Consider the following 20,899-nt stretch of genomic DNA (forward strand, 5'->3'; position numbering starts at 1 on the left):
CCCGATGCGTCGCTACTCCGCCTTTGCCATCGCCCGTGAAGCGCTCCGCCACCACACCGGATGGGGCCGTGCATGGCGCTCGCCCGAGCCGAAAAAGCAGTATGACGTGGTGATCGTCGGGGCAGGGGGGCACGGCCTCGCCACCGCCTATTACCTCGGCAAGAACCACGGCATCACCAACGTGGCCATCATCGAGAAGGGCTGGCTCGGCGGCGGAAACACCGGACGCAACACCACCATCATCCGCTCCAACTACCTGCAGGATGCCTCCGCCGCGATCTATGAAAAGGCCCGTAGCCTCTACGAGACGATGAGCCAGGATCTCAACTACAACGTCATGTTCAGCCCCCGCGGCGTGATGATGCTGGCCCAGACCGAGCACGAGAAGCGCGGCTACCTGCGCACCGCCCACGCCAACGCCCTGCAAGGTGTGGCGACCGAGTTCATCACCCCCGAGCGGGTGAAGCAGATCGCGCCGATCATCAACCTCGACGGCCCCCGCTACCCGGTGCTCGGCGCGCTCTGGCAGCCGCGCGGCGGCACCGCGCGGCACGATGCCGTGGCCTGGGGCTACGCCCGCGCCTGCTCCGACATGGGGATGGACATCATCCAGACCTGCGAGGTCACCGCCGTGACCCGCGAGGGCGACCGTGTGACCGGGGTGGAAACCACCAAGGGCCACATCGGCTGCAACAAGCTCGGCATCGTTGTCGCCGGACACTCCGGGCAACTGGCCGAAATGGCCGGCTTCCGCCTGCCCATCGAGGCCGTGGCGCTGCAAGCTTATGTCTCCGAGCCGATCAAGCCCGCGCTCGACTGCGTCATCATGGCCAACACCGTCCACGGCTACCTCAGCCAGTCCGACAAGGGCGAGATGGTCATCGGCGGCGGAGCCGACAACCACAACAACTTCACCCAGCGCGGCAGCTTCAGCCATATCGAGGAAACCACCCGCGCGCTGATCGAAACCTTCCCGATGCTCTCCCGCCTCAAGATGCTCCGCCAATGGGGCGGCATCGTGGATATGACCGGCGATCGCTCCCCGATCCTCTCCAAAACCCCTGTCGATGGCGTCTTCATCAACTGCGGCTGGGGCACCGGCGGGTTCAAGGCCATCCCCGGCTCGGGCTGGGGCTTTGCCGAGCTGATGGCCAAGGGCCACTCGCCGCTGACCGCCGAATTCGGGCTCGAACGCTTCCGCGAAGGCCGCTTCATCGACGAGTCCGTCGCCGCCGGGGTGGCGCATTGATGCCGACCGCTAAAATCCTTTGGAACCGGGCCGCCAAACCCGGCGTTCTTCCCCCAATCACGGCGCGTGCTGCTGCGCGCCGATTGGAGACAGAACCCAAAGGAGGCCCCTCATGGCCCAGTACGAAGACCATTCGACCCACACCCACGTGCCGCGTGAACCCGTGCGCGAAAGCTCCGGTACCGGCACCCTCGCATTCATCATCGGCGGCCTCGTCGTTGCCGTCGGCGTCATCGCTTGGTTCCTCATGGGCGGCGACATCGACAGCTCGGTCACCACGGTTCCGGCTGATGGCGGTGACGCGTCCGTCACCATCGAGAACACCCCGGCCCCGGCTCCGGCTGAAGAGAGCGCGGCACCTGCCGAGACCGCTCCTGCCGACACCGGCACCGAGGCTGCTCCGGCTGAAGAGGTTGCTCCCGCCGAGTAACCCTCGCCCCCAAACGACCCGGCCCGCCCCTCTGGGGGCGGTTGCCACCACTCATGTCATGGCCGCGCCTCTCCCTCGGGGTGCGGTCATGCCTGTTTTTCAGGGCGCCTTCGTGCACGCACCGCGCCTTGTGTTCACAGATCGCCCCCACCACAAAGCCCGCAGATCGCGTATGCATGGAATGTGCATCGGATGTGCATCGGATGTGCATGCCCCGGTTCGGGCTGCTCGCGGGGCGATTCACCCTTTCTTCGATTTCCGCAAACAGGGTTAACGCCGATGCTGAAATTCACCTGCCCCTATTGTGGCATTGAGGCCTCCGAGACCGAGCTGCATGCCGGCGGCGAGGCCCATCTCAAGCGTTACGGCCCCGGCTCGGCGGATGAGGAGTTCGAGGGCTATCTCTTCCTGCGGAAGAACCCCAAGGGCGTGCACCTGGAGCGCTGGCGCCATGTGATGGGCTGCGGCAAGTGGTTTTTGGCCGCTCGCCACACCGCCACGCTGGAGGTTTTCGGCACCTATCCCGCGCAAACCCACGAGCCGCCCGCCGAGATCCTCGAGAAGATCCGCGCCAAATACCCGGAGGCCCTGAAATGAGCACCCGTCTGCCCACCGGCGGCCGCCTGATCGACCGCTCCAAGCGCCTCGGCTTCACCTTCAATGGCAAGTCGTATCAAGGCTTTGCGGGTGACACTCTCGCCGCTGCCCTGCTGGCCAACGATCAGGTTCTGATGGGCCGCAGCTTCAAGTATCACCGCCCACGCGGTGTAGTGGCTTCCGGCGCCGAGGAGCCCAATGCGCTCGTCGGTCTGGGCGAGGGCGGGCGGTTCGAGCCCAACCAGCGGGCCACCACCACCGAGCTGTTCGACGGCCTCACCGCCATCAGCCAGAACCACTGGCCAACGCTCGATTATGACGTGGGCGCGGTGAACGCGGGCCTCTCCCGCTTCCTGCCCGCAGGCTTCTATTACAAGACCTTCATCCACCCCCGGGCCGCGTGGAAGCACCTCTTCGAGCCCTTCATCCGCAAGTCTGCAGGCCTCGGCAAACCTTCTAACCCAGGCGACCCCGACCGTTACGAGCACGCCTTCGTCCATGTGGACCTGCTGATCATCGGCGGCGGCATCGCCGGGCTTCAGGCCGCCCTCACGGCGGCTGGCACAGGCGCCAAGGTGCTGCTGCTGGAGCAGGAGGCCCACTGGGGCGGTCGTGCGCCCGTGGATGGCGCCGAGATCGAGGGCGAACCCGCTGATGCGTGGATCAAGCGCGCCGTCGAAACTCTTGAAAACGCGCCGAATGTCACCCTGCGCACTCGCTGCATGGGCTCCGGCGTTTATGACCACGGCTACGCGCTGGCCTACGAGCGCTGCACCGATCACATGCCCGGCGCGGCAGGCCCACGCCACCGGCTCTGGCGCATCCGTGCGGGCCAGATCATCACTGCCACCGGCGCACTGGAGCGGCCCCTCAGCTTCCCCGGCAACGACCGCCCCGGCGTGATGCTCGCCTCCGCCGTCCGCGATTACATCGTCAACTACGGCGTCTCCCCGGGCGACCGCGTGGTGGTCGTGACCAACAACGACGACGCGTATCGCACCGCTCTCGCCGTTAAGGAGTCCGGCCTGACCGTGGCCTGTATTCTCGATGCGAGACCCTCCGTAGAGGGTGCTTTGCCCCAGGCCTGCCGCGACGCCGGAATCCGCGTCGAATCAGGCAAGGCCATCGCCGCAGTAGGAACACGCGGCAAGCGCCTCAAATCGGTAGATATTTGCGCCCAGGTGGGGGAGGGCGCGGTGCTCGAGACCATCGAGTGTGAAGTCGTCGCCATGTCCGGCGGCTGGTCCCCGGTGGTGCACCTCTGGTCCCACTGTGGCGGTAAGCTCCTGTGGTCAGAGGATAATTTCCACTTCTACCCCGATGTAACCCGCTTCCCCACCAGCGATAACGGCGCTCAATACGTCCGCACCGCCGGCATCGCTTCCGGCGCCATGCTCACCGAGCAAGTGCTTGAGGACGCGAGCAAAAACGCCGTCGCCGCTCTGGCAGACTTCGGCCATTCCGCAGAAGCCTGGCGCCCGTCTGCCACGGGCGTTGAGGAGGCCAAGATGGCCCCTGTCTGGGTCATGCCGCAGGGTGCATCCAAGGCGAAAAAATCAAAGATGTGGCTGGACTTCCAGAACGACGTTAAAGTGTCTGACGTGGAGTTGGCGGCACAAGAGGGCTACCAGTCTGTCGAGCACACCAAGCGCTATACCACGCTCGGCATGGCCACCGATCAGGGAAAGCTCAGCAATATCAACGGCCTCGCCGTGCTCTCCGGCGCCCTGAACCAGCCGATCCCGCAGACCGGCACCACCACCTTCCGCCCGCCCTATACCCCCATCTCCATGGGCGCCATCGCCGGGCCGGGCACGGGCAACACCTTCCAGCCATTGAGGAAAACCCCGATCCATGCGTGGCACGAGGCCAATGGCGCCGATTGGGAGCCGGTCGGCCAATGGCGGCGGCCCTATTGCTACACGAAGGCGGGCGAAAGCCGCGAGGCGGCCGTTTCAAGAGAGGTCCGTAACACACGGGAATCCCTCGGTCTTCTCGATGCCTCAACCCTCGGCAAGATCCTCGTCACCGGCCCCGATGCGGGCGAGTTCCTCGACATGCTCTACACCAACATGATGAGCACGCTGGCCCCCGGCAAATGCCGCTACGGCCTGATGTGCAACGAGAACGGCTTCCTGATGGATGACGGCGTGGTCGCGCGGATCGACGAGACCACCTTCCTCGTGCACACCACTTCCGGTGGCGCGGATCACATCCACGCCCATATGGAAGACTGGCTGCAATGCGAGTGGTGGGACTGGAAGGTCTACACCGCCAACCTCACTGAGCAATACGCCCAGATCGCCGTGGTCGGCCCCAAGGGGCGGAAATTGCTGGAAAAACTCGGCGGCATGAACGTATCCAAGGAGGCGCTTCCGTTCATGCAGTGGGCCGATGGCACCCTTGCCGGCATCTCCGCGCGGATCTTCCGCATCAGCTTTTCCGGCGAACTCAGCTACGAAATCGCCGTGCCCGCCAACCGCGGGCTGGAGCTGTGGGAAAAGATCGTCGAGGCCGGGGCAGAGTGGAACATCACGCCCTACGGCACCGAGGCGCTGCACGTGATGCGGGCCGAGAAGGGCTTCATCATGATCGGCGACGAGACCGATGGCACTGTGATCCCGCAGGATCTTAACCTCCACTGGGCAATCTCCAAGAAGAAGGAGGATTTCCTCGGCAAACGGGCGCAGCAGCGCAGCCATATGGCCAGCGCCGACCGCTGGAAGCTGGTGGGGCTCGAGACCATCGACGGCTCGGTGCTGCCCGATGGCGCCTATGCGCTCGGCGAAGGCAGCAACGAGAACGGCCAGCGCAATACGCAGGGCCGGGTGACCTCCACCTACCACTCGCCCTCGCTGGGCCGTGGCATCGCCATGGGGCTGGTGCACGGCGGGCCGGAGCGGATGGGCGAGGTGATAAAGTTCAACAAAGTCGATGGCAGCACGGTCGAGGCAAAAATCGTCGATCCGGTGTTCTACGACAAGGACGGGGAGAAGCAGAATGTCTGACCCGCGGAGCGCCCTCGGCGGCGCGGTTTACCAAGGTTACCTGACGGTTAAGGATGCGGGCGCACAGGGGATGCTCACCCTGCGCGGCGACTACGCGGGCCTCGCCGCAGCTGTGAAAGCGGCCACAGGGCAGGGGGTGCCAGCCCAGCGGCAGATCGAAGGTGGGCTAGGCGGCGGCGCGGCGTGGGCCTCGCCGGACGAACTGCTGCTGCTGTGCGATTACTCGGCCGCGCTCGAAGCGCTGGAGAAGGCCCGCATGGCTCTGGAAGGCCAGCACTTCCTCGCCGCCGACGTGTCGGACGCGCGGGCTGTCTTCACCCTCGAAGGCCCGGGCATCCGCGACCTTCTGGCCAAGCTCTGCCCGGCTGACCTCGCGCCCGAGGCGCTGCCCACCGGCGAGTTCCGCCGCAGCCACATCGGGCAGGTTGCGGCGGCCTTCTGGCTGGAAAGCGAGGAGAAAGCGACGGTGGTCTGCTTCCGCTCCGTGGCGCAATACATGTTCGACCTGCTGTCGAAGGCCGCAGAGCCGGGCAGCGAGTTGGGTTACTTCGCGCCCACCGCCTCCTGAGCAGCTGGCACGTCTTCGGGGCAGAGCTCCACCCAGCTGTCGTCTTCCGCGTAGCCCAGGGCGGCCAGCGCGGAGCCGTAGCGGTCGGCATAGATGCGGGCCACCGAGCGCGGCATTTTGGAGCGCCACTGCGCCTCGGCGCCCGTGCCGCTCGTCACATGGTTGAGGATACGCGCCGGGCGCTCATCCTTTTCCTTCAAGCCGCCGAAGAGGCTTGAGTCCCAGAAGGCCTCTACAGCGCCGTCGATGTCTAGGCCTTCGATCGCGCAGCGCTCCAGCGCCGAGCGGAAGAGGGCGCAGTCGTGATCCTCCATTAGTTCCTCGTAGCGCAGCTCCACCGCTTGCGGGTGGCCATAGGGCCAAGCCAGCATCTCGAAGAGGGTGGAGGCGTGCTTCTGCTCCATCTCGAAGAGCAGTTTCTCCTGCGGGGTTTCGAGGCTCTTCAGGTAATCCTTATAGTTCAAACCGTCCCACTCAGGCCTCTGTTCCTTCAGGAACTTCTCGTTCCCCATGGCGGCCTTCTCATGGTAGCGGGCGCCAGAGAGCAACACGTCGCGCGGGTCGCGGATGACGTGGATGAAGCGCGCTTCGGGCAGGGCGAAGAACTCGGCCGGAAAGCCAGAAGACCAGTTGACCACGATCTGCGGGCCGCTCTCGGGCAGGTCGGCGATGCGCTTGGGGCGGTTGGCCTGCATCAGCCCGATGCCTTGCCGCTCCATGATCCGATGCAGAGTGCGCCGCAGCCAGACCGTACCTGTCTTGTGGTGGGTGCCGACGCAGAGAAACCGGGCGGCGCTCATTCCGCCGCCTCCTTCCAGGTCCCGTCACTGACCCATTCGGCGAGCTTGCGGTCCTGCATCTGGTAGGCGATCGCGCGGCGGCAGGTCTCAATGCAAGCGCGGTGCAGTGCCGCGAGGTCGGCATCTTCGAGCAGTTCCGCTACGGCCTCGGCCAGCCCCTCAGTACGGATCGACTTGTCTTCATGGGTGTTGATGTCGTTCTTGTCCCAATAGCCCATGTCGATGCGGTCTTTGTTCTTGGAGTTCGCCGTACCGCGCAGCCGCTTGAGCAGGAACTCCTCGCGGCTCTTCACCGCATAGTGGTTCACTTGGGCGCTGTCATAAGCCACGTCCTCGGCGCTGGAGCGCCAGCCCTTCTCGAGGATCCGGTCCTTCATCGGCTTGCCATCGGCGTTGACCCAGAGCCGCATGCCGGGTGTCACTTCCGTCTCCTTGCGGAACTTCGGGCGGTGGACGCCGAAGTAGTCAAACCGGGCAGGGCGGAAGAGGGTTTTGAAACCCCAGATCAGCCCGTTCTCCGGCTGCTCGAAGCTGGAGCCACGCAAGAAACGCCGGGTCACCAGTGCGTCAGGCTCCATATGGGCCGCGCCGCCCGAACCCATGAACCGCCAGTTGACGCTAATCGCATCGGTGCCTTCCGGGCATTGGTCGATGAGCGCATCAACCGAGCCATCGCCGACCTTCACGTTCAAGAACTCGTCGGCGTCGATGATCATCACCCAATCGGCGCTCTTCACCCCTTCCTGCCTGTTGGCGCGGGAGTAGGCGGCGCGCTGCGGGTCCATCCTTGGGCCGAGCGGGTTGTCGAAGTGGCGCACCACGCCCATCTGGTCGAGCCGGTTGAGCATGAGGTTGGTGCCGTCCGTGCAATCGTTTGAAAACACGGTGAATTCATTGAAGCCGATCAGCCGGTGATAGGCGATCCACTCCAGCAGGTAGGGGCCCTCGTTCTTCATGGTCGTGACGACCATCTTGCGCGCGGTGCTCATTGGTTGTCGCTCCCCACGGTATCGGACGACTGCTCCTTGAGCCGCAACTTCACGCGGCGCTTGGCGGGTGGGTTCGCCCCGGCTTCTGAAGGCGCTTTGGCCTTCGCCCCGGGGCGGGGCGTCTTTGTCGACGCGTCTCCGGTGACGGGCACCAGCGTTGGTGGCACCGGCGTGGGAGGGGCCTTGGCCTGTCTCGCCTTGGCCATCTCGGCGTGGCCCTCGCGAATCTTTTGCGCGATCACCGCCTTCATCTCGTCAGAGAGCTCGAATTCCTCGGCGGCCTCGGCGGAGGTTTTCTTTTCGGTCTCCACGGCGCGGCCCTCGGCGGCGGCGCGCATGGCCTCGCGGGTCTCGGCTTTCTTGGCTGTCTGCGAGGCGTTGATGAGCTTGGCGATCTCCTTGGGAGGCACACCGGCCTCCTGCATCTCCTTGACCTTCTCCTGCCAGATCTTCGGCAGGTGCTGGGTGAACAGCACCTCGTCGAGCCGGTCGATCGGGATCTGGCTGGCCTCTTTCAACTCGGTGAGCCACTGGTCGTATTCGCCGGTTTGGCGCAGCATGTCGACCCGGCCCTTGTGATACTCGAGCGCCCCCTCGTAGAGCGCGCGCAGCGTGTCGTCGCGCAGCATTTTGTCCATCAGCCGCCGGGTGCCGCGGGCATGGCGGAGCACGTTCTTCTGCTCTTTCTCGTTGCGGTCGAAGAGCGAGAAATAGGCGGCGTCGTATTTGCCGGCCTTGTTGTTCACATTGCCCCGGATGCGGCGCAGCAAGTAGGCCTCGTAGCTCTTGACCCCGTAGTGGTTGAGCTCCACCAGCTTGTAGCCCAGCGTCGGCTTGGTCGAGCGCCAGCCGGACAGGTTGAAATCGGTCGGCATGGGCTCGCCTGAGCCGTTGACCCATTTTTGCTTCAGCATCTCCTGCGCCCGCTCGGGGATTTGCTTGGCCTTCTTCATATGCGGCCGGTGGATGCCCAGCTTCATCTCGCCAAACGGCCGGAAGATGGTTTTGACGCCCCAGCCCTTACGAAACTTGTCGGGCGCGGCGTTGCGATAGCTTTCGATCACCATGCCGGGGTTCCAGTCGGTCAGTTCGGACGAGCCGAAGAACCGCCATGTGATCGCTACGGCATCGGTGTCAGCGGGCAGTTCCTCGAACAGATCCTGGATCTTGCCGCGCCCGCATTTAACCGAGACGAACTCGTCGGCATCCATCGTCAGAATCCACTCGCTGTTCATCACCTCGGGATTCTTCTCGGCGAGAGATAGCGCGTTGGGCTGGGGCTTCTTCCCCTCCGGCACATCGTTGCGGAAGTGCTTGCAGTAGCCCATCTCCTCCAGCCGCATCAGCATGGCATCGGTGCCATCATTGCAGTTGTTGGTGTAGACGCAGATGTTATCGAAGCCGATGTGGTTGTGGTAGGCGACCCACTCGATGAGGCAGTGTCCCTCGTCCTTCATCATCGACATGATGGTGTAGGTGGCCTTGGTGTCTTCGGCGGTGTCCTCTCCCTCGGGAGAGCGGTCGTTGCTCATGTAAAGCCCTGTTCGTGCCCTGTATCCGCCCCTTGGCCCGGAGCCTATCGGCGAGGGGTTAACGCCCGTTCAATGGCCGCCTTTTGCGGCGCGGCCCTGTTGCTGTCCGGCAGCTCTGGCCGGTTGGCTGCCACCATACGCGATAGGGCAATGAAGTCACCCCTCGGGGCAGGCTTGTCGCCCGATCCAAGACAATAATTGCGCAGCCGCCACAGCGTTTTGCCCGGACCTGCCCTTGACCTCGCCCCCAGTCGCCCTCTTTATCCCGGTAACGAAACCTCAAGGACAGAGAGGACCCAGCCATGGCTTTTGAACTCCCCGATCTCCCCTATGCGCACGACGCCCTTGCCGATCTCGGCATGTCGAAGGAAACGCTCGAGTATCACCACGACATCCACCACAAGGCCTATGTCGACAACGGCAACAAGGCGATTGCTGGCACCGAGTGGGAAGGCAAATCGGTCGAAGAGATCATCAAAGGCACCTATGATGCCTCCGCCGTGGCCCAGAACGGCATCTTCAACAACGCCTCGCAGTTCTGGAATCACAACCAGTTTTGGGAAATGATGGGCCCGGGCGAGAGCGCTATGCCCGGTGAGCTTGAAAAAGCGATCACCGAGAGCTTCGGCTCGGTCGACAAGTTCAAGGAAGAGTTCTCTGCCGCTGGCGCAGGCCAGTTCGGCTCGGGCTGGTGCTGGCTGGTGAAAGACACCGACGGCGGCCTGAAGGTGACCAAAACCGAAAACGGCGTGAACCCGCTCTGCTTCGGCCAGACCGCGCTGCTCGGCTGCGACGTGTGGGAGCACTCCTACTACATCGACTTCCGCAACAAGCGCCCGGCCTACCTCAGCAACTTCCTCGACAAACTGGTGAACTGGGAAAACGTCGCCTCGCGGATGTAATCCCCGAACCCCTGCGCCCGTTGGCGCGGGTTTGCAAGAGACCATCAGGCGCGATGCCCCACCCGGGCGTCGCGCCTTTCATTTGGGGGAACCTGCCCCGGCGCCTGCCCGTTGATCCTCCAAAGGAGGAAAACACGATGGCAGAACGCAAACGATCCAGTGACATGAGCCGCGATACCGACAAGGTGCTTGGCGCCGAGGGCGAAGTCTCTCACGGCGGGCGCGAGGGCGGGCGGCTGGCCCGTCAGGTCGGCTCCAAGGATGAGCTGAAACGCGCGTTTGAGCGCCCGGCGGGCGCGACCCGCGTGACCAAATCGATGGAAGAAGAGGAGGCTGATCAATGAGCCGCTTGAGCCAAGGCACATGGGTGCTCGTCGCCGACAGCGAGAAGGCGCTGTTTCTGGAGAACCTCACGGATGGGGAAGACCCCTATCTTGTGGTGACCGGCAAGGAACGGCAAGAAAACCCCTCCGACCGCGAGCAGGGCGCCAACCGGCCGGGCCGGATGCCCGATGTGGGCCACGGCCAACGCTCGGCGCTGGACGATACCGACTGGCACGAGCTGGCCAAGGAGCGTTTTGCCCATGACCTCGCGGACCTGCTCTATGCCAAGGCGCACAAGGGCGAGTTCGACCGCATCGTGCTCGCCTGCGCCCCGCAGGTGCTGGGAGAGCTGCGCAAGGTCATGCACAAGGAGGTGGCCGACAAGGTCGTATTCGAAGTGCCGAAGACTCTCACCAACCATCCGGTCGACGAGATCGAGAAGCTGGTGAAGGGCGAGATGGCCGAGGCCTAGAGCGCCTCGACCGCCTCGGTGAGCGCCTCGACGCTGCCCACCACCTGATAGAAGCCCAGAAGGTCGTCGCCGGCAAAACCGCTGGCGACGACGTGCTCAACCAGTTCGGTGAGATTGTTCCAGTAACCGTTGACGTTCAGCAGGAAGACCGGCTTGGCGTGCAGCCCGAGTTGGCGCCAGGTGAGCACCTCGAAAAGCTCATCGAGCGAGCCCGCGCCGCCGGGCAGGACCACCACGACATCGGCATTCATGAACATCACCTTCTTCCGCTCGTGCATGGTTTCGGTGACGATGAAGGTGGTGAGGTCGCGTTTGCCGACCTCGCGTTGCAGCAAATGCGTTGGGATCACCCCGAAGGTCTCAGCCCCGCCCGCCTGCGCGCTCCGGGCCACGCGGCCCATAAGCCCCACGTCTCCCGCGCCATAGACCAGCCGCCATCCGTGATCGGCAATCGCCTTGCCGAGCGCTTCGGCGGCCTCCGCATAGGCCGGATCGTTGCCATCCCGGGAGCCGCAATAGACGCAGAGGGAGAGGGGAGCTGTCATGTCGGAGTCCTGGGCAGATGAGTGGGAAGGCGTGCTGAAAAGAGCTGTCATGCACGCGGAGTGTTTTGACCGGTGATAGCGGGATGGCTATGCTTGCTCAACCCGCCCTCCGAGGCGGGCATGATGAGGCTGGATCGAGGAAGGGCGATGTCGGCTTGGAAGACCCTCTCCCCCGTACTGCGGGGAGCATTGACGGCTGCGGTTCTGGCGCTGGCCGGGGTGGGGCTTTGGCTCTGGCACGGCGGCGAAGCCGTGGCGCCTGACGAAGGCCAGCAGGCGGTAGTGGACGCTGGTGAAGTGCCTGCAACGGGCGGCGGTGGGGCTGGCACCGATGACGATGTGGAGACTGCTGCGGTTGAGGCCGGGCAAGATCGCAAAGATGCCGGCGAGGATACTGCCAACACCTCTGGTGAGGTTGTCGCCGACAGCGCGGGTGACGAAGAGTCGGTGCCATTCGATCCGGTTGCGTCTGTCGAAGTGGCGGAGAATGAGCCTTCAGCCGAAGCATCCGACGAACAGGTTGCGGACGCCCCGGCTGCTGGCAACCCCGCCGAAAACAGCCCATCCGCGCCGCTCCCTGCTTTCGATTTGGTCCGGATCGAGCCAAGCGGGTCGGCAGTGATCGCAGGCAGCGCGGGCCCCGGCGACAAGGTGACGCTCAAGCTCGACGGCGAGGCGGTTGCCGAGGCCGAGGCGGACGGTCAGGGCGCCTTTGTCATCCTCACCGATATCCAACCCGGCGCCGACGCCCGGTTTCTGACGCTCCAGACTGACGGGGAGAGCGGGCAGAGACGCTCCGAGGCAAGCGTGATCGTCGCGCCTGGTGCCGTGGCCGTTGCGGAGACGGATGACCGTGCTGCCGAAGTGCCGGACGAAGAAGATAGCGCTAAGGCCGGCGACCTCGCGGTGGAGGAAACTGAAGTGGCGGATGCCGCGTCAGCACAGGAGGAGGTTGAAACAGCGGAGCTGTCTGAGTCCGAAACCGGCGCAGATGAGGCCGACCTGCCCGAAGGCACTGAGTCTGCCTCAAACCCTGCGCCGGACGCGCCAGACCTCGCCGCGCCCGAGGCGGGCAATCAGGAGGTGGCTGCTTCCGATGTTGAGCCAGTGGATGGTAACGAGGCCGTGGCTGCGGCGGTTGCGGAAGCCCCAGCGGATACGCCTGCGGAAACTGCGACGGCTGCAGTATCTGATGAGCCGACCGCCCCGGAGGTAACAGCTGATCTGGCCACGGCCAGAGAAGATGAATTCATAGCGGAGACCACGGACCTGCCCCCGGCAGAAACCCCCGAGACCGCACCCGCCGAGGCGATCGCCAGTGCCACCACGGCAGAGGCCACGGCACCAGCAGCCCCGCGCGAGCCGCAGCTTTTGGTGGCGTCGAATGAGGGGCTGCGGGTGCTGCAACCCTCTGCCGAGGCCGCCGAGGTGCCACTTCGGGTCGAGACCATCGGCTATTCGGAAAGCGGCGTCACTCTCTCGGGGCGCGGCACCGGCGGGCCGGCTGACCTGAGGATCTACCTCGACAACGCGCCGGTCGCGCTGGCCCCGCTCGATACCGATGGCACATGGGAGGCGGAATTGAGCGATGTCGACCCCGGCACATACACCCTGCGAGTCGATCAACTGGCGCAGGACGGCAAGGTGACCGGCCGCTTCGAAACCCCGTTCCTGCGCGAGACCGAAGCATCGCTGGCCCGCGCCGCGCCCGAAGCCGGCACGCCCGAGGGGCTCGCGGTGTCGGTCATCACGGTGCAGCCCGGCTACTCGCTCTGGGCTATCGCCAGCGACCGCTACGGTGACGGAATGTCGTGGCACAAGGTGCTGGAGGCCAACAAAGGCCAGATCCGCGACCCCGACCTGATCTACCCCGGTCAGATCTTCGACCTGCCGGACTGACGGGCGAGAAAGACCAGCCAAACCGGCATTGCGCAGGTCGCGCTGCAATCGTACTGGACGCCGCGGCTAGGCGCCTTAGGTTCGCCGAAACGTTCACGACCCCGAGAGGTGCGCCAGGCCTATGGCCAAGCCAACCCCAGACGTGCCCGGCAATGGCTGGCAGATCATCGCCCGTGTGGCGCCCTACCTTTGGCCTGAAGGGCAGACCAGCCTGCGTGTGCAGGTCGTGCTCTCACTGGTGGCACTGCTGGTTTCCAAGCTCATCTCGGTCGCCACGCCATTTTTCTACAAGGCGGCGGTGGATGACCTTGCGGGCGATACGCCTTCTACCGGCCTGCTCATCGGCCTGACGGCGGTGTCGCTCACCGTGGCTTATGGTATGGCGCGGCTGCTCACCGTGGGCTTCCAGCAATTGCGCGATGCCTTCTTTGCGCGGGTCGGCCAGCGGGCGCTGCGCCGCCTCGCGCTGGAGACCTTCAACCACATCCACGCACTCTCGATGCGCTATCACATCACCCGCCGCACCGGGGGGCTCAGCCGGATCATCGAGCGCGGGGTGAAGGGTGTGGAGTTCCTGCTCCGATTCATGCTGTTTTCCATCGGCCCGCTGATCTTGGAGCTGGTGCTCGTTTGCGTTGTGCTGGCCTGGGTCTTCGACCTGCGCTACCTCGGCGTTCTGGTCGTCACCATCGCTTTCTACGTCTGGTTCACCTTCGCGGTGACCGAGTGGCGGGTGCGCATTCGCAAGCAGATGAACGACAGCGACACCGATGCGAACCAGAAGGCGATCGACAGCCTGCTGAACTTCGAGACGGTGAAGTATTTCGGCGCCGAGCGGCGCGAGGCCGAACGGTATGACAGCGCGATGGCGGGCTATGAGGATGCCGCGATCCGTACCAACTACTCGCTGGGCTTTCTGAACTTCGGCCAGTCGGTGCTGATCACCGGCGGGCTGGTGGCGGTGATGGTGATGGCGGCGATGGGCGTGCAGAACGGCTCGCTCACGGTGGGCGATTTCGTAATGGTCAACGCCTACATGATCCAGATCACAGTGCCGCTCAACTTTCTCGGCTCGGTCTACCGCGAGATCAGGCAGGCGCTGACCGACATGGGCGAAATGTTTGCCCTTTTGGGCCAGCCCGCCGAGGTTAAGGATGCAGACGGGGCAGGGGCCTTGAAGGTGGTGGGGGCCGAGGTGCGCTTTGATGGAGTGCGCTTTGGGTATGATACCGAGCGGGCCATCCTGAAGGGCGTCAGCTTTACCGTGCCTGCGGGTGCGAGCCTTGCCATCGTGGGCGCCTCGGGCGCGGGCAAAAGCACCATCGGGCGGCTGCTCTTTCGGTTCTACGATGTGACCGGCGGAGCGATCCGGATCGACGGGCAGGACATTCGTGAGGTGACGCAGGAAAGCCTGCACGCCGCCATCGGGGTGGTGCCGCAGGACACGGTGCTGTTCAACGACACCATCCTCTACAACATCGCCTATGGCCGCCCCGAGGCGAGCTTCGAGGAGATCGTCGAGGTGGCGAAATCCGCCCGCATCCACGAGTTCATCGAAAGTCTGCCGCAAGGCTATGAGACCATGGTGGGCGAGCGCGGGCTGAAGCTTTCGGGCGGGGAGAAGCAGCGGGTGGGCATTGCCCGCACCATGCTGAAAAACCCGCCGATCCTGCTGCTGGACGAGGCGACCTCGGCCCTGGACACGGAGACGGAACAGCAGATCCAGGGTGCGCTGGCGCGGGCGGCGGAGGGGCGCACAGTGCTGACCATCGCGCACCGCCTCTCCACAGTGGCGGGCGCCGACGAGATCATCGTGCTGGACGCCGGAGAGGTCGCAGAGCGGGGCACCCATGCCGAGCTCTTGGCGCTGGGCGGGAAATATGCCGCGCTCTGGACGCAGCAGTTGCGCGAAGAGGCGGCCTGACCTGCGCTTTGGGGTGAGGTGCGGCCGGGCATGTCGCCGCTCCCGCCAGCGGGGTCCGCAAAGCGGGCACCGGGCCGACAGGGTATCGCGAAGCGATGCCCGAGAGGCACCCACCCCGCCGCGCCATGCCCGGCCTGCGCTTGTGGCTGGTGTGGTTTCAGCTCTGGACTCACCAAAGCAGGAACCTGCTTGCGCGCCTTCCATCACCTGACCCCGGATGGCCGACGTGCCGCCCAGCATCAACGAAAATAGCCGTATCCCCGGAGGGGGCCCTCGGCGATTTTCATTGACCCCGGTCGGCCCGCCGTCCCTTGGGGTGTCAGGCGACCCCGACTCCGCAGATGCTGCGCATCCGCTCTGTCGTCAGTGGAGTGCTCCGAAGCAGGATGCGGCACGGCTATTCGGCGGCGCGAATGTGGGGCGGTTTGCCGGTGCCGTCCTTGCCTTCGTCCTTTGCGTCTTCCGCATCGGCATCGGCCGTCGGCTCCTCAGGCGAGGGCGCTGTGTCAGCCTCGGCGGAAGACTCCTCCGGCACCTCCGGCGCACCCTTGCCTTCCTCCACCTCGGCCTCCACCACCGGGGTCTCTTCCTCGGACCAGATGATCTCGGGGCTTTTCACCTTGCGGGCGGCGCGGGCGAGGGAGGCATCGCGGGCGACGCGGCTGGAGCGGCCGAGGGCCACCTTGCCGACGCTCCGAAGGCCCCAATAGGCACCCTTGGAGGCCCAGATGCGCAGTGCCAGCATCGATGGGGTGAAGACCAGCGTGAGGATCGTCGCAGTGCCGAGGCCGAAGACGACGGCGGTGGCCAGTTGCTTCCACCAGAGCGCGGTGGGGCTGTCGAGCGAGTAGCCGCCGTTGATGAAGTCGAGGCTGAGGCCGAGCATCATAGGGGTCAGGCCCGCCATCGTGGTGATGGTGGTCAGCAGCACCGGGCGCAGCCGCGCCTCGGCGGTGCGGATCACCGCCTCGAGCCTTGGCATATAGGCGGAGAACTCCTGATAGGTGTCGATCAAAACGATGTTGTTGTTCACAACGATCCCCGCCAAGGCGACGATCCCGGTGCCGGTCATGATGATCGAGAAGGGCTGGCCGAGCAGCAACATGCCCCAGAGCACCCCGGCGGTGGAGAGCACCACGGCCAGCAGCACCAGAACGGCGTTGTAGAAACTGTTGAACTGGGCCAGCAGGATCACGAACATCATCCCCAGCGCCATGCCGAAGGCGCTGACGAGGAAGGCCTGGCTCTCTTCCTGGTCTTCCTGATCGCCGGTCCACTCCCAGTCGATGCCGGTGGGCAATGGGCTCTCTTCGCCCGAGAGCCACTCGGTCAGCACGGCGATGCGCTCGTTGGCATTGACCGAGACCTTGCTGGCCCCGGCATAGCGGCCGCCGGGCGCGATCAGCGCATCGGCCTCCTCAGCGGGCACCACGGCGAGGGTGGTGGCCTCGGCGCCCTCACCTTCGACCAGCTTTGTCAGGCCGGGGGCCACATCCGCTTTCACATCGTAGATCCGGCGTTGGTCCACCCGGTCGATCCGGCCGATCTTGGCGACCGGCTTGCGGGTGATGAAATTGGAGAGCGGCACGAGCCCGTCGGCGGTGCGCACCTTCAGCTCGTCGAGGGTGGAGAGCACGCGGTCTTCCCGCGGCAAGCGCACACGGATCTCGATCTCTTCATCCGAGCTGTCCACCCGCATGGTGTCGAGCAGGATGCCCCGGGTCACCAGCTGCACCATCGCGCCAACGGTGGCCACGTCGGCGCCGTAGCGCCCAGCCTTCTCGACATCCACGTCGATCTGCCAGTCGATGCCGGGCAGAGGGGTGGTGTCTTCAAGGTCGATCACGCCGGGCAGGCTCTCAAGCTTGGCGCGGACGGTTGCGACCGACTCCTCCAGCGCGGCAAAGTCGTTGCCTGACAGCCGCAGGTGGATCGGCTTGCCCGCGCCGGGGCCCATGGCGAGGTTGAGAATCTCCGGCTGGATGCCGGGGATGTCGAGCACCGCCTCTTCGATCTTCTCGAGGATCACGTCGCCATCCAGCTCGGCGAGGGTCACGTCATGGGTGCGGGCGTATTCGGGGCGGTCCTCCCACGGGATCAGCTCCAGCTGGATCTGGCCCACAGTATCCAGCGGGGACTGGCTGCCACCGGTGTTGGAGTTCAGCCCGCCTTCGCCGGCGAAGGCAAAGGCGCTTTCGATGCCGGGGATATGGCTCATCGCCTCCTCGACCTCGCGCACCATTTCGTCCTTCTCTTCGAGGCTGAGGTTGCCGCGGGCGCGGACGTAGACGATGGCCTGCTCCGGCTCGCTCTCGACAAAGAAATCGACGCCGTTGTTGTTGGCCCCGTAGTAGCCGAAGGTGAAGATCACGAAGAAGCCGACGGCCCCGATGGTGACGAGCGGCATGATCGGGTTGCCCGCGATCATCTTGATCACCCAGCCGAAGGGCGAGCGGCGGTGGCCGGCCTTCACGCGCTTGGCCCGGCGCTCGATGCGGGCGGCGTCCAGCGTGATGGTGGCGAGGAAGGCGGCGGCGATGAAGAGCAGCAGCCCCGGCAGCGCGGCCATGAAGCCGGAGAAGGGCGAGGTGCCGCCGAAGAGGTAGCCGGGGTTGATGCATTGCAGCGCGGCGATGAAGAGCAGGTAGAGCGAGGGCACCACAAGCACGGCACGCACCCACCACGGAAAGCGGCGGAGGCCCTTTGAGGCGTTGTGGAACATCCGGCTCATCCGGCCTGAGACACCGCCGAGCACCGGCAGATACACCAGCGCCACCAGAAGGGAGGCGGAGAGCACGAAGATCAGCGTGACCGGCAGCATCCCCATGAATTGCCCGGCCACACCGGGCCAGAACAACATCGGCAGGAAGGCGCAGAGCGTGGTCGCGGTGGAGCTGACGATGGGCCAGAACATCCGCTTGGCGGCCTCGACATAGGCATGCATCGGTCCGACGCCTTGGGATATCCTCTTGTCGGCATATTCCACTACGACAATCGCGCCATCCACCAGCATCCCCACGGCTAGGATCAGGCCGAACATCACAATGTTCGACACGGTGATCCCCATGATCGAGAGGAACACGAAGCAGAGCAGAAAGCTGATGGGAATCGCGATGCCCACCAGCATGGCGGGGCGGATGCCGAGCGCGGCCAGCACCACGATGGCCACCAGCGCGATGGCAGTCATCACCGAACCTTCGAGCTGGCTCACCATCGACTTCACCACCCGGCTCTGGTCGTTCGAGGTGCCCACCCGGATCGCATCGCGCAGCTCCGGCGGCCACTTCGCCATCTCGGCATCCACCGTCTCGCGGATCGCGGCGGCGGTGTCGATGATGTTGTAGCCCTTCTTCTTGGAGACCTGCAGCGCCACCGTGTTGACTCCGTTGAAGCGGGCGGTGCCGGTGCGATCTTCGAAGGTGAGGCGGATGTCGGCCAGATCGCCGAGGGTAACGATGCTGTCGCCGTTCACCTTGACCGGCAGGTTCAGCACATCCTGGCTGGTTTCGAAGCTGGCGGGAATCTTGACCGAAAACGCGCCGGTGGGTGTTTCGATCTCGCCCGCCGCGATGAGCTGGTTGTTGTTCTGGACAACCGAGATCAGCTCACCGGCGGTGACGTTGTAGCTCTCCAGCTTCAGCGGATCGATCACCACCTCGAGCATCTCGTCGCGGTGGCCGGCGAGGCTGGCCTCCAGCACCGGCTCCAGCCCTTCGAGACTATCCTGCAAGTCCTTGGCGACCTTCACCAAAGTGCGCTCGGGCAGGGCGCCGGTGAGGTTGACGATGATGATCGGGAACTCGGAAAAGTTGATCTCACCTATGGTGTAACTGTCGGCCCCTTCAGGGAAGTTGGCCTCGGCGGTGTTCATCGCGGCGCGCACATCGGCCAGAGTGGCGGACTTGTCCCAGCCGAACTCGAATTCGAGCACCACGTTGGCATAGCCCTCGGTAGCCACGCCCTGCATGGTCTTGAGGCCGTCGAGATCGGAGAGCTCGGTTTCCATCGGCTTGACCAGCATCTTCTCGGCATCTGCCGCCGAAATGCCGGGGAAGGGGACCGAGACGAAGACCGCCGGGATCTCGATATCCGGCTCGCCCTCCTTAGGCAGGCTCAGATAGGTCGCCCAGCCCACGAGGATCGACATCGCCACGAAGGCGAGGATCATCCTAGCGCGGGCGGCGGCCCAGTCGACGATACCTGTCATTGGGTCAGCTCCTCGAGAGTGACCTTCACCGGCACACCGTCCACCACATACTCCTGCCCGCGGGTGATCACCGTCACCGTCTCGGGCAGGCCGGTGACCCAGATGCCATCGACCGTGTCACGCAGCACGGTGACCGGCGCGAAGCGGGCCATGTTCTCGGTGTCGACCCAGCGCACGCCGAGCAGACCGTCATCATCGAGGGTGAGCGAGGATTGCGGCAGCAGGTGGGCCTGCGCCCCCTCGGCGGAAATGGCGATCTCGACCGTCTGGCCATCGCGAATGGCGAGGTCGGCGTTGGGCACCTGCACCTCGATGCGGAAGGTGCGGGTCTGGGCATCGGCGGAACGCGAGATAAAGGTGACCTCGCCCATGACCTCATCGCCGGTGGCCAGCCGCGCCCCGGCGCCGGCGCCTGTTTCGACCCGGCCCACCTCGGTTTCAGGAATGAAGCCGACCAATTTGATCGGATCGAGCTGGAGGATAGTGGCGCAGTCGGACCCGGCCTGAAGCAGCACACCGAGCTCGGCGCTGTCGCTCTCCAGCAGGCCGGAGAAGGGGGCGGTGATGGTTAGCCGTTCAATCTCTTTCTGGGCAGAGGCCACGGCGGCCTCGGCGGTTTGCACTTGGCTCTTGGCGCCTTCGACGCCCGATTGCGCCGCCTGCACCGCGGCGCGGGCAGAGGAAACCCCGGCCCGGGTCGCTGCCACGCGCGTATCGGAGGCATAGCCGCCCTGCGAAAGCTGGCTGGCGGCGCGGTCGTTGATCTCGGCCTCTTCCAAGGCGGCCTGCGCCTCGGCCACGCGGGCCTCGGCCTCGGGCAGCCCGGCGCGGGCGGAGGCAAGCTGCGCCTCGGCCTGTGCCAGCTGGGTCTGCCGCGTGCCCGGATCGATCTCGCAGAGCATCTGACCAGTTTCCACGAAAGCGCCCTTGCGCAGCGGCTCCGAGATAACCTGACCACTGGTCTCGGCCCGGACGACCACCTGACGCGCCGCCTCGGTGCGGCCACGGGTCACAACCGCGCTGTCGATCTCGCGGGCCAGGCTCTCCAGCGCCATGACCGAAACGACCCGCGCCTCGCCCGCGCCGGTGCCGTCTTCTTCCACCGAGCGGGGGGCCTCTTCGGCCTCGGCCACCGGCACCTCTTCGGCATCGCCGCCGCCCGCGACAGAGAGCAGCAGATCGCGCTGCATGATCGCGAGATAGAGCACCGCTGCGACGCAGAGCGCGATGAGGATCGAAAACAGCCGCATGGCCGGTCCTTCCTTGCAACAAAGGGGCGCCGGCGCGCCCAGACAAACCTTCGCTGGTGCAGAAACCTGCACAGCCCTAAAGACCATACGGCGTTCTGAACCGTTTGGTTCAGATTAGACGGAAGCTTAACGCCGCGCAAGCAACAGTTCCCGCAGCCCTGACCGCTCCTGACAGGGGCACCCGCGCCGCTCTGGCAAGGGCC

Annotated in this window: 16 protein-coding genes; 10 read left to right on the top strand and 6 right to left on the bottom strand. The window is 65.1% G+C overall.

The genetic code is table 11. From position 1 onward, the window contains the following. Positions 1-4: 4 nt before the first annotated feature. The 5 genes from KUV38_RS03825 (at position 5) to KUV38_RS03845 (ending at position 5,852) form a co-directional block, all read left to right on the top strand. Positions 5-1,249: a sarcosine oxidase subunit beta family protein gene (locus KUV38_RS03825; protein ID WP_222468776.1), complete on the top strand. Its 1,245-nt coding sequence runs from the start codon at positions 5-7 to the stop codon at positions 1,247-1,249. 112 nt (positions 1,250-1,361) lie between these two features. Then, positions 1,362-1,679 (top strand): hypothetical protein, encoded by a 318-nt coding sequence (locus tag KUV38_RS03830; protein ID WP_222468777.1) that lies wholly within the window; start codon positions 1,362-1,364, stop codon positions 1,677-1,679. 279 nt (positions 1,680-1,958) lie between these two features. Beyond that, entirely contained in the window at positions 1,959-2,276 is a 318-nt protein-coding gene (locus KUV38_RS03835) for a sarcosine oxidase subunit delta (RefSeq protein ID WP_222468778.1), read from the top strand. Further along, positions 2,273-5,284: a sarcosine oxidase subunit alpha family protein gene (locus tag KUV38_RS03840; protein WP_222468779.1), complete on the top strand. Its 3,012-nt coding sequence runs from the start codon at positions 2,273-2,275 to the stop codon at positions 5,282-5,284. Before KUV38_RS03835 ends, KUV38_RS03840 begins: the two co-directional genes overlap by 4 nt. Then, complete coding sequence (locus KUV38_RS03845; protein WP_222468780.1) at positions 5,277-5,852, top strand: sarcosine oxidase subunit gamma; 576 nt, start codon at positions 5,277-5,279, stop codon at positions 5,850-5,852. Before KUV38_RS03840 ends, KUV38_RS03845 begins: the two co-directional genes overlap by 8 nt. Here the strand turns inward: KUV38_RS03845 and KUV38_RS03850 are convergent. Genes KUV38_RS03850 through KUV38_RS03860 form a run of 3 tightly spaced genes read right to left on the bottom strand, consistent with a single transcriptional unit; the run spans position 5,828 to position 9,173 of the window. Continuing rightward, complete coding sequence (locus KUV38_RS03850) at positions 5,828-6,652, bottom strand: sulfotransferase domain-containing protein (RefSeq protein ID WP_222468781.1); 825 nt, start codon at positions 6,650-6,652, stop codon at positions 5,828-5,830. The two genes, KUV38_RS03845 and KUV38_RS03850, sit on opposite strands and share 25 nt — an antisense overlap. Further along, positions 6,649-7,641 carry a glycosyltransferase family 2 protein gene (locus KUV38_RS03855; protein WP_222468782.1) on the bottom strand — a complete coding sequence of 331 codons (993 nt, stop codon included), beginning with the start codon at positions 7,639-7,641 and terminating at the stop codon, positions 6,649-6,651. The genes KUV38_RS03850 and KUV38_RS03855 overlap by 4 nt, the downstream gene beginning before the upstream one ends. Continuing rightward, positions 7,638-9,173 carry a glycosyltransferase family 2 protein gene (locus KUV38_RS03860; RefSeq protein WP_261385147.1) on the bottom strand — a complete coding sequence of 512 codons (1,536 nt, stop codon included), beginning with the start codon at positions 9,171-9,173 and terminating at the stop codon, positions 7,638-7,640. Before KUV38_RS03860 ends, KUV38_RS03855 begins: the two co-directional genes overlap by 4 nt. A 302-nt stretch (positions 9,174-9,475) precedes the next feature. Between KUV38_RS03860 and KUV38_RS03865 the strand changes: the two genes are divergently transcribed. The 3 genes from KUV38_RS03865 to KUV38_RS03875 all read left to right on the top strand — a co-directional run bounded on the left by KUV38_RS03865 (position 9,476) and on the right by KUV38_RS03875 (position 10,871). Continuing rightward, positions 9,476-10,075 carry a superoxide dismutase gene (locus KUV38_RS03865; protein WP_140013703.1) on the top strand — a complete coding sequence of 200 codons (600 nt, stop codon included), beginning with the start codon at positions 9,476-9,478 and terminating at the stop codon, positions 10,073-10,075. A gap of 137 nt (positions 10,076-10,212) precedes the next feature. Beyond that, positions 10,213-10,419 (top strand): hypothetical protein, encoded by a 207-nt coding sequence (locus KUV38_RS03870; RefSeq protein ID WP_222468783.1) that lies wholly within the window; start codon positions 10,213-10,215, stop codon positions 10,417-10,419. Further along, the gene (locus KUV38_RS03875; protein ID WP_222468784.1) at positions 10,416-10,871 is read left to right on the top strand and encodes a host attachment family protein; all 456 of its coding nucleotides are present in this window, start codon (positions 10,416-10,418) and stop codon (positions 10,869-10,871) included. Before KUV38_RS03870 ends, KUV38_RS03875 begins: the two co-directional genes overlap by 4 nt. Here KUV38_RS03875 and KUV38_RS03880 read toward each other — a convergent pair. Then, on the bottom strand, positions 10,868-11,416 hold the full coding sequence (locus KUV38_RS03880; protein ID WP_222468785.1) for a TIGR00730 family Rossman fold protein: 549 nt from the start codon (positions 11,414-11,416) through the stop codon (positions 10,868-10,870). The genes KUV38_RS03875 and KUV38_RS03880 overlap by 4 nt on opposite strands. Positions 11,417-11,563: 147 nt before the next feature. On the opposite strand from KUV38_RS03880, the gene KUV38_RS03885 reads away from it, so the two are divergent. Continuing rightward, positions 11,564-13,315 carry a LysM peptidoglycan-binding domain-containing protein gene (locus KUV38_RS03885; protein WP_222468786.1) on the top strand — a complete coding sequence of 584 codons (1,752 nt, stop codon included), beginning with the start codon at positions 11,564-11,566 and terminating at the stop codon, positions 13,313-13,315. Between the two features lie 121 nt (positions 13,316-13,436). After that, positions 13,437-15,239 carry an ABCB family ABC transporter ATP-binding protein/permease gene (locus KUV38_RS03890; protein WP_222468787.1) on the top strand — a complete coding sequence of 601 codons (1,803 nt, stop codon included), beginning with the start codon at positions 13,437-13,439 and terminating at the stop codon, positions 15,237-15,239. Positions 15,240-15,636: 397 nt separating this feature from the next. On the opposite strand, the gene KUV38_RS03895 is transcribed toward KUV38_RS03890, so the two are convergent. Together KUV38_RS03895 and KUV38_RS03900 are read right to left on the bottom strand one after the other, a co-directional pair. Next, positions 15,637-19,446: an efflux RND transporter permease subunit gene (locus KUV38_RS03895; protein WP_222468788.1), complete on the bottom strand. Its 3,810-nt coding sequence runs from the start codon at positions 19,444-19,446 to the stop codon at positions 15,637-15,639. After that, the gene (locus KUV38_RS03900; RefSeq protein ID WP_222468789.1) at positions 19,443-20,696 is read right to left on the bottom strand and encodes an efflux RND transporter periplasmic adaptor subunit; all 1,254 of its coding nucleotides are present in this window, start codon (positions 20,694-20,696) and stop codon (positions 19,443-19,445) included. The genes KUV38_RS03895 and KUV38_RS03900 overlap by 4 nt, the downstream gene beginning before the upstream one ends. Between the last annotated feature and the right edge of the window lie 203 nt (positions 20,697-20,899).

The sequence above is a fragment of the Vannielia litorea genome (genome assembly GCF_019801175.1).
In the GTDB taxonomy this organism is placed as follows: Bacteria; Pseudomonadota; Alphaproteobacteria; order Rhodobacterales; family Rhodobacteraceae; genus Vannielia; species Vannielia litorea_B.

Excerpts from the sequence above, each read along its gene's own strand:
- KUV38_RS03825 (WP_222468776.1), top strand. The coding sequence starts at position 5 with ATGCGTCGCTACTCCGCCTTTGCCATCGCCCGTGAAGCGCTCCGCCAC.
- KUV38_RS03830 (WP_222468777.1), top strand. The coding sequence starts at position 1,362 with ATGGCCCAGTACGAAGACCATTCGACCCACACCCACGTGCCGCGTGAA.
- KUV38_RS03835 (WP_222468778.1), top strand. The coding sequence starts at position 1,959 with ATGCTGAAATTCACCTGCCCCTATTGTGGCATTGAGGCCTCCGAGACC.
- KUV38_RS03840 (WP_222468779.1), top strand. The coding sequence starts at position 2,273 with ATGAGCACCCGTCTGCCCACCGGCGGCCGCCTGATCGACCGCTCCAAG.
- KUV38_RS03845 (WP_222468780.1), top strand. The coding sequence starts at position 5,277 with ATGTCTGACCCGCGGAGCGCCCTCGGCGGCGCGGTTTACCAAGGTTAC.
- KUV38_RS03850 (WP_222468781.1), bottom strand. The coding sequence starts at position 6,652 with ATGAGCGCCGCCCGGTTTCTCTGCGTCGGCACCCACCACAAGACAGGT.
- KUV38_RS03855 (WP_222468782.1), bottom strand. The coding sequence starts at position 7,641 with ATGAGCACCGCGCGCAAGATGGTCGTCACGACCATGAAGAACGAGGGC.
- KUV38_RS03860 (WP_261385147.1), bottom strand. The coding sequence starts at position 9,173 with ATGAGCAACGACCGCTCTCCCGAGGGAGAGGACACCGCCGAAGACACC.
- KUV38_RS03865 (WP_140013703.1), top strand. The coding sequence starts at position 9,476 with ATGGCTTTTGAACTCCCCGATCTCCCCTATGCGCACGACGCCCTTGCC.
- KUV38_RS03870 (WP_222468783.1), top strand. The coding sequence starts at position 10,213 with ATGGCAGAACGCAAACGATCCAGTGACATGAGCCGCGATACCGACAAG.
- KUV38_RS03875 (WP_222468784.1), top strand. The coding sequence starts at position 10,416 with ATGAGCCGCTTGAGCCAAGGCACATGGGTGCTCGTCGCCGACAGCGAG.
- KUV38_RS03880 (WP_222468785.1), bottom strand. The coding sequence starts at position 11,416 with ATGACAGCTCCCCTCTCCCTCTGCGTCTATTGCGGCTCCCGGGATGGC.
- KUV38_RS03885 (WP_222468786.1), top strand. The coding sequence starts at position 11,564 with ATGTCGGCTTGGAAGACCCTCTCCCCCGTACTGCGGGGAGCATTGACG.
- KUV38_RS03890 (WP_222468787.1), top strand. The coding sequence starts at position 13,437 with ATGGCCAAGCCAACCCCAGACGTGCCCGGCAATGGCTGGCAGATCATC.
- KUV38_RS03895 (WP_222468788.1), bottom strand. The coding sequence starts at position 19,446 with ATGACAGGTATCGTCGACTGGGCCGCCGCCCGCGCTAGGATGATCCTC.
- KUV38_RS03900 (WP_222468789.1), bottom strand. The coding sequence starts at position 20,696 with ATGCGGCTGTTTTCGATCCTCATCGCGCTCTGCGTCGCAGCGGTGCTC.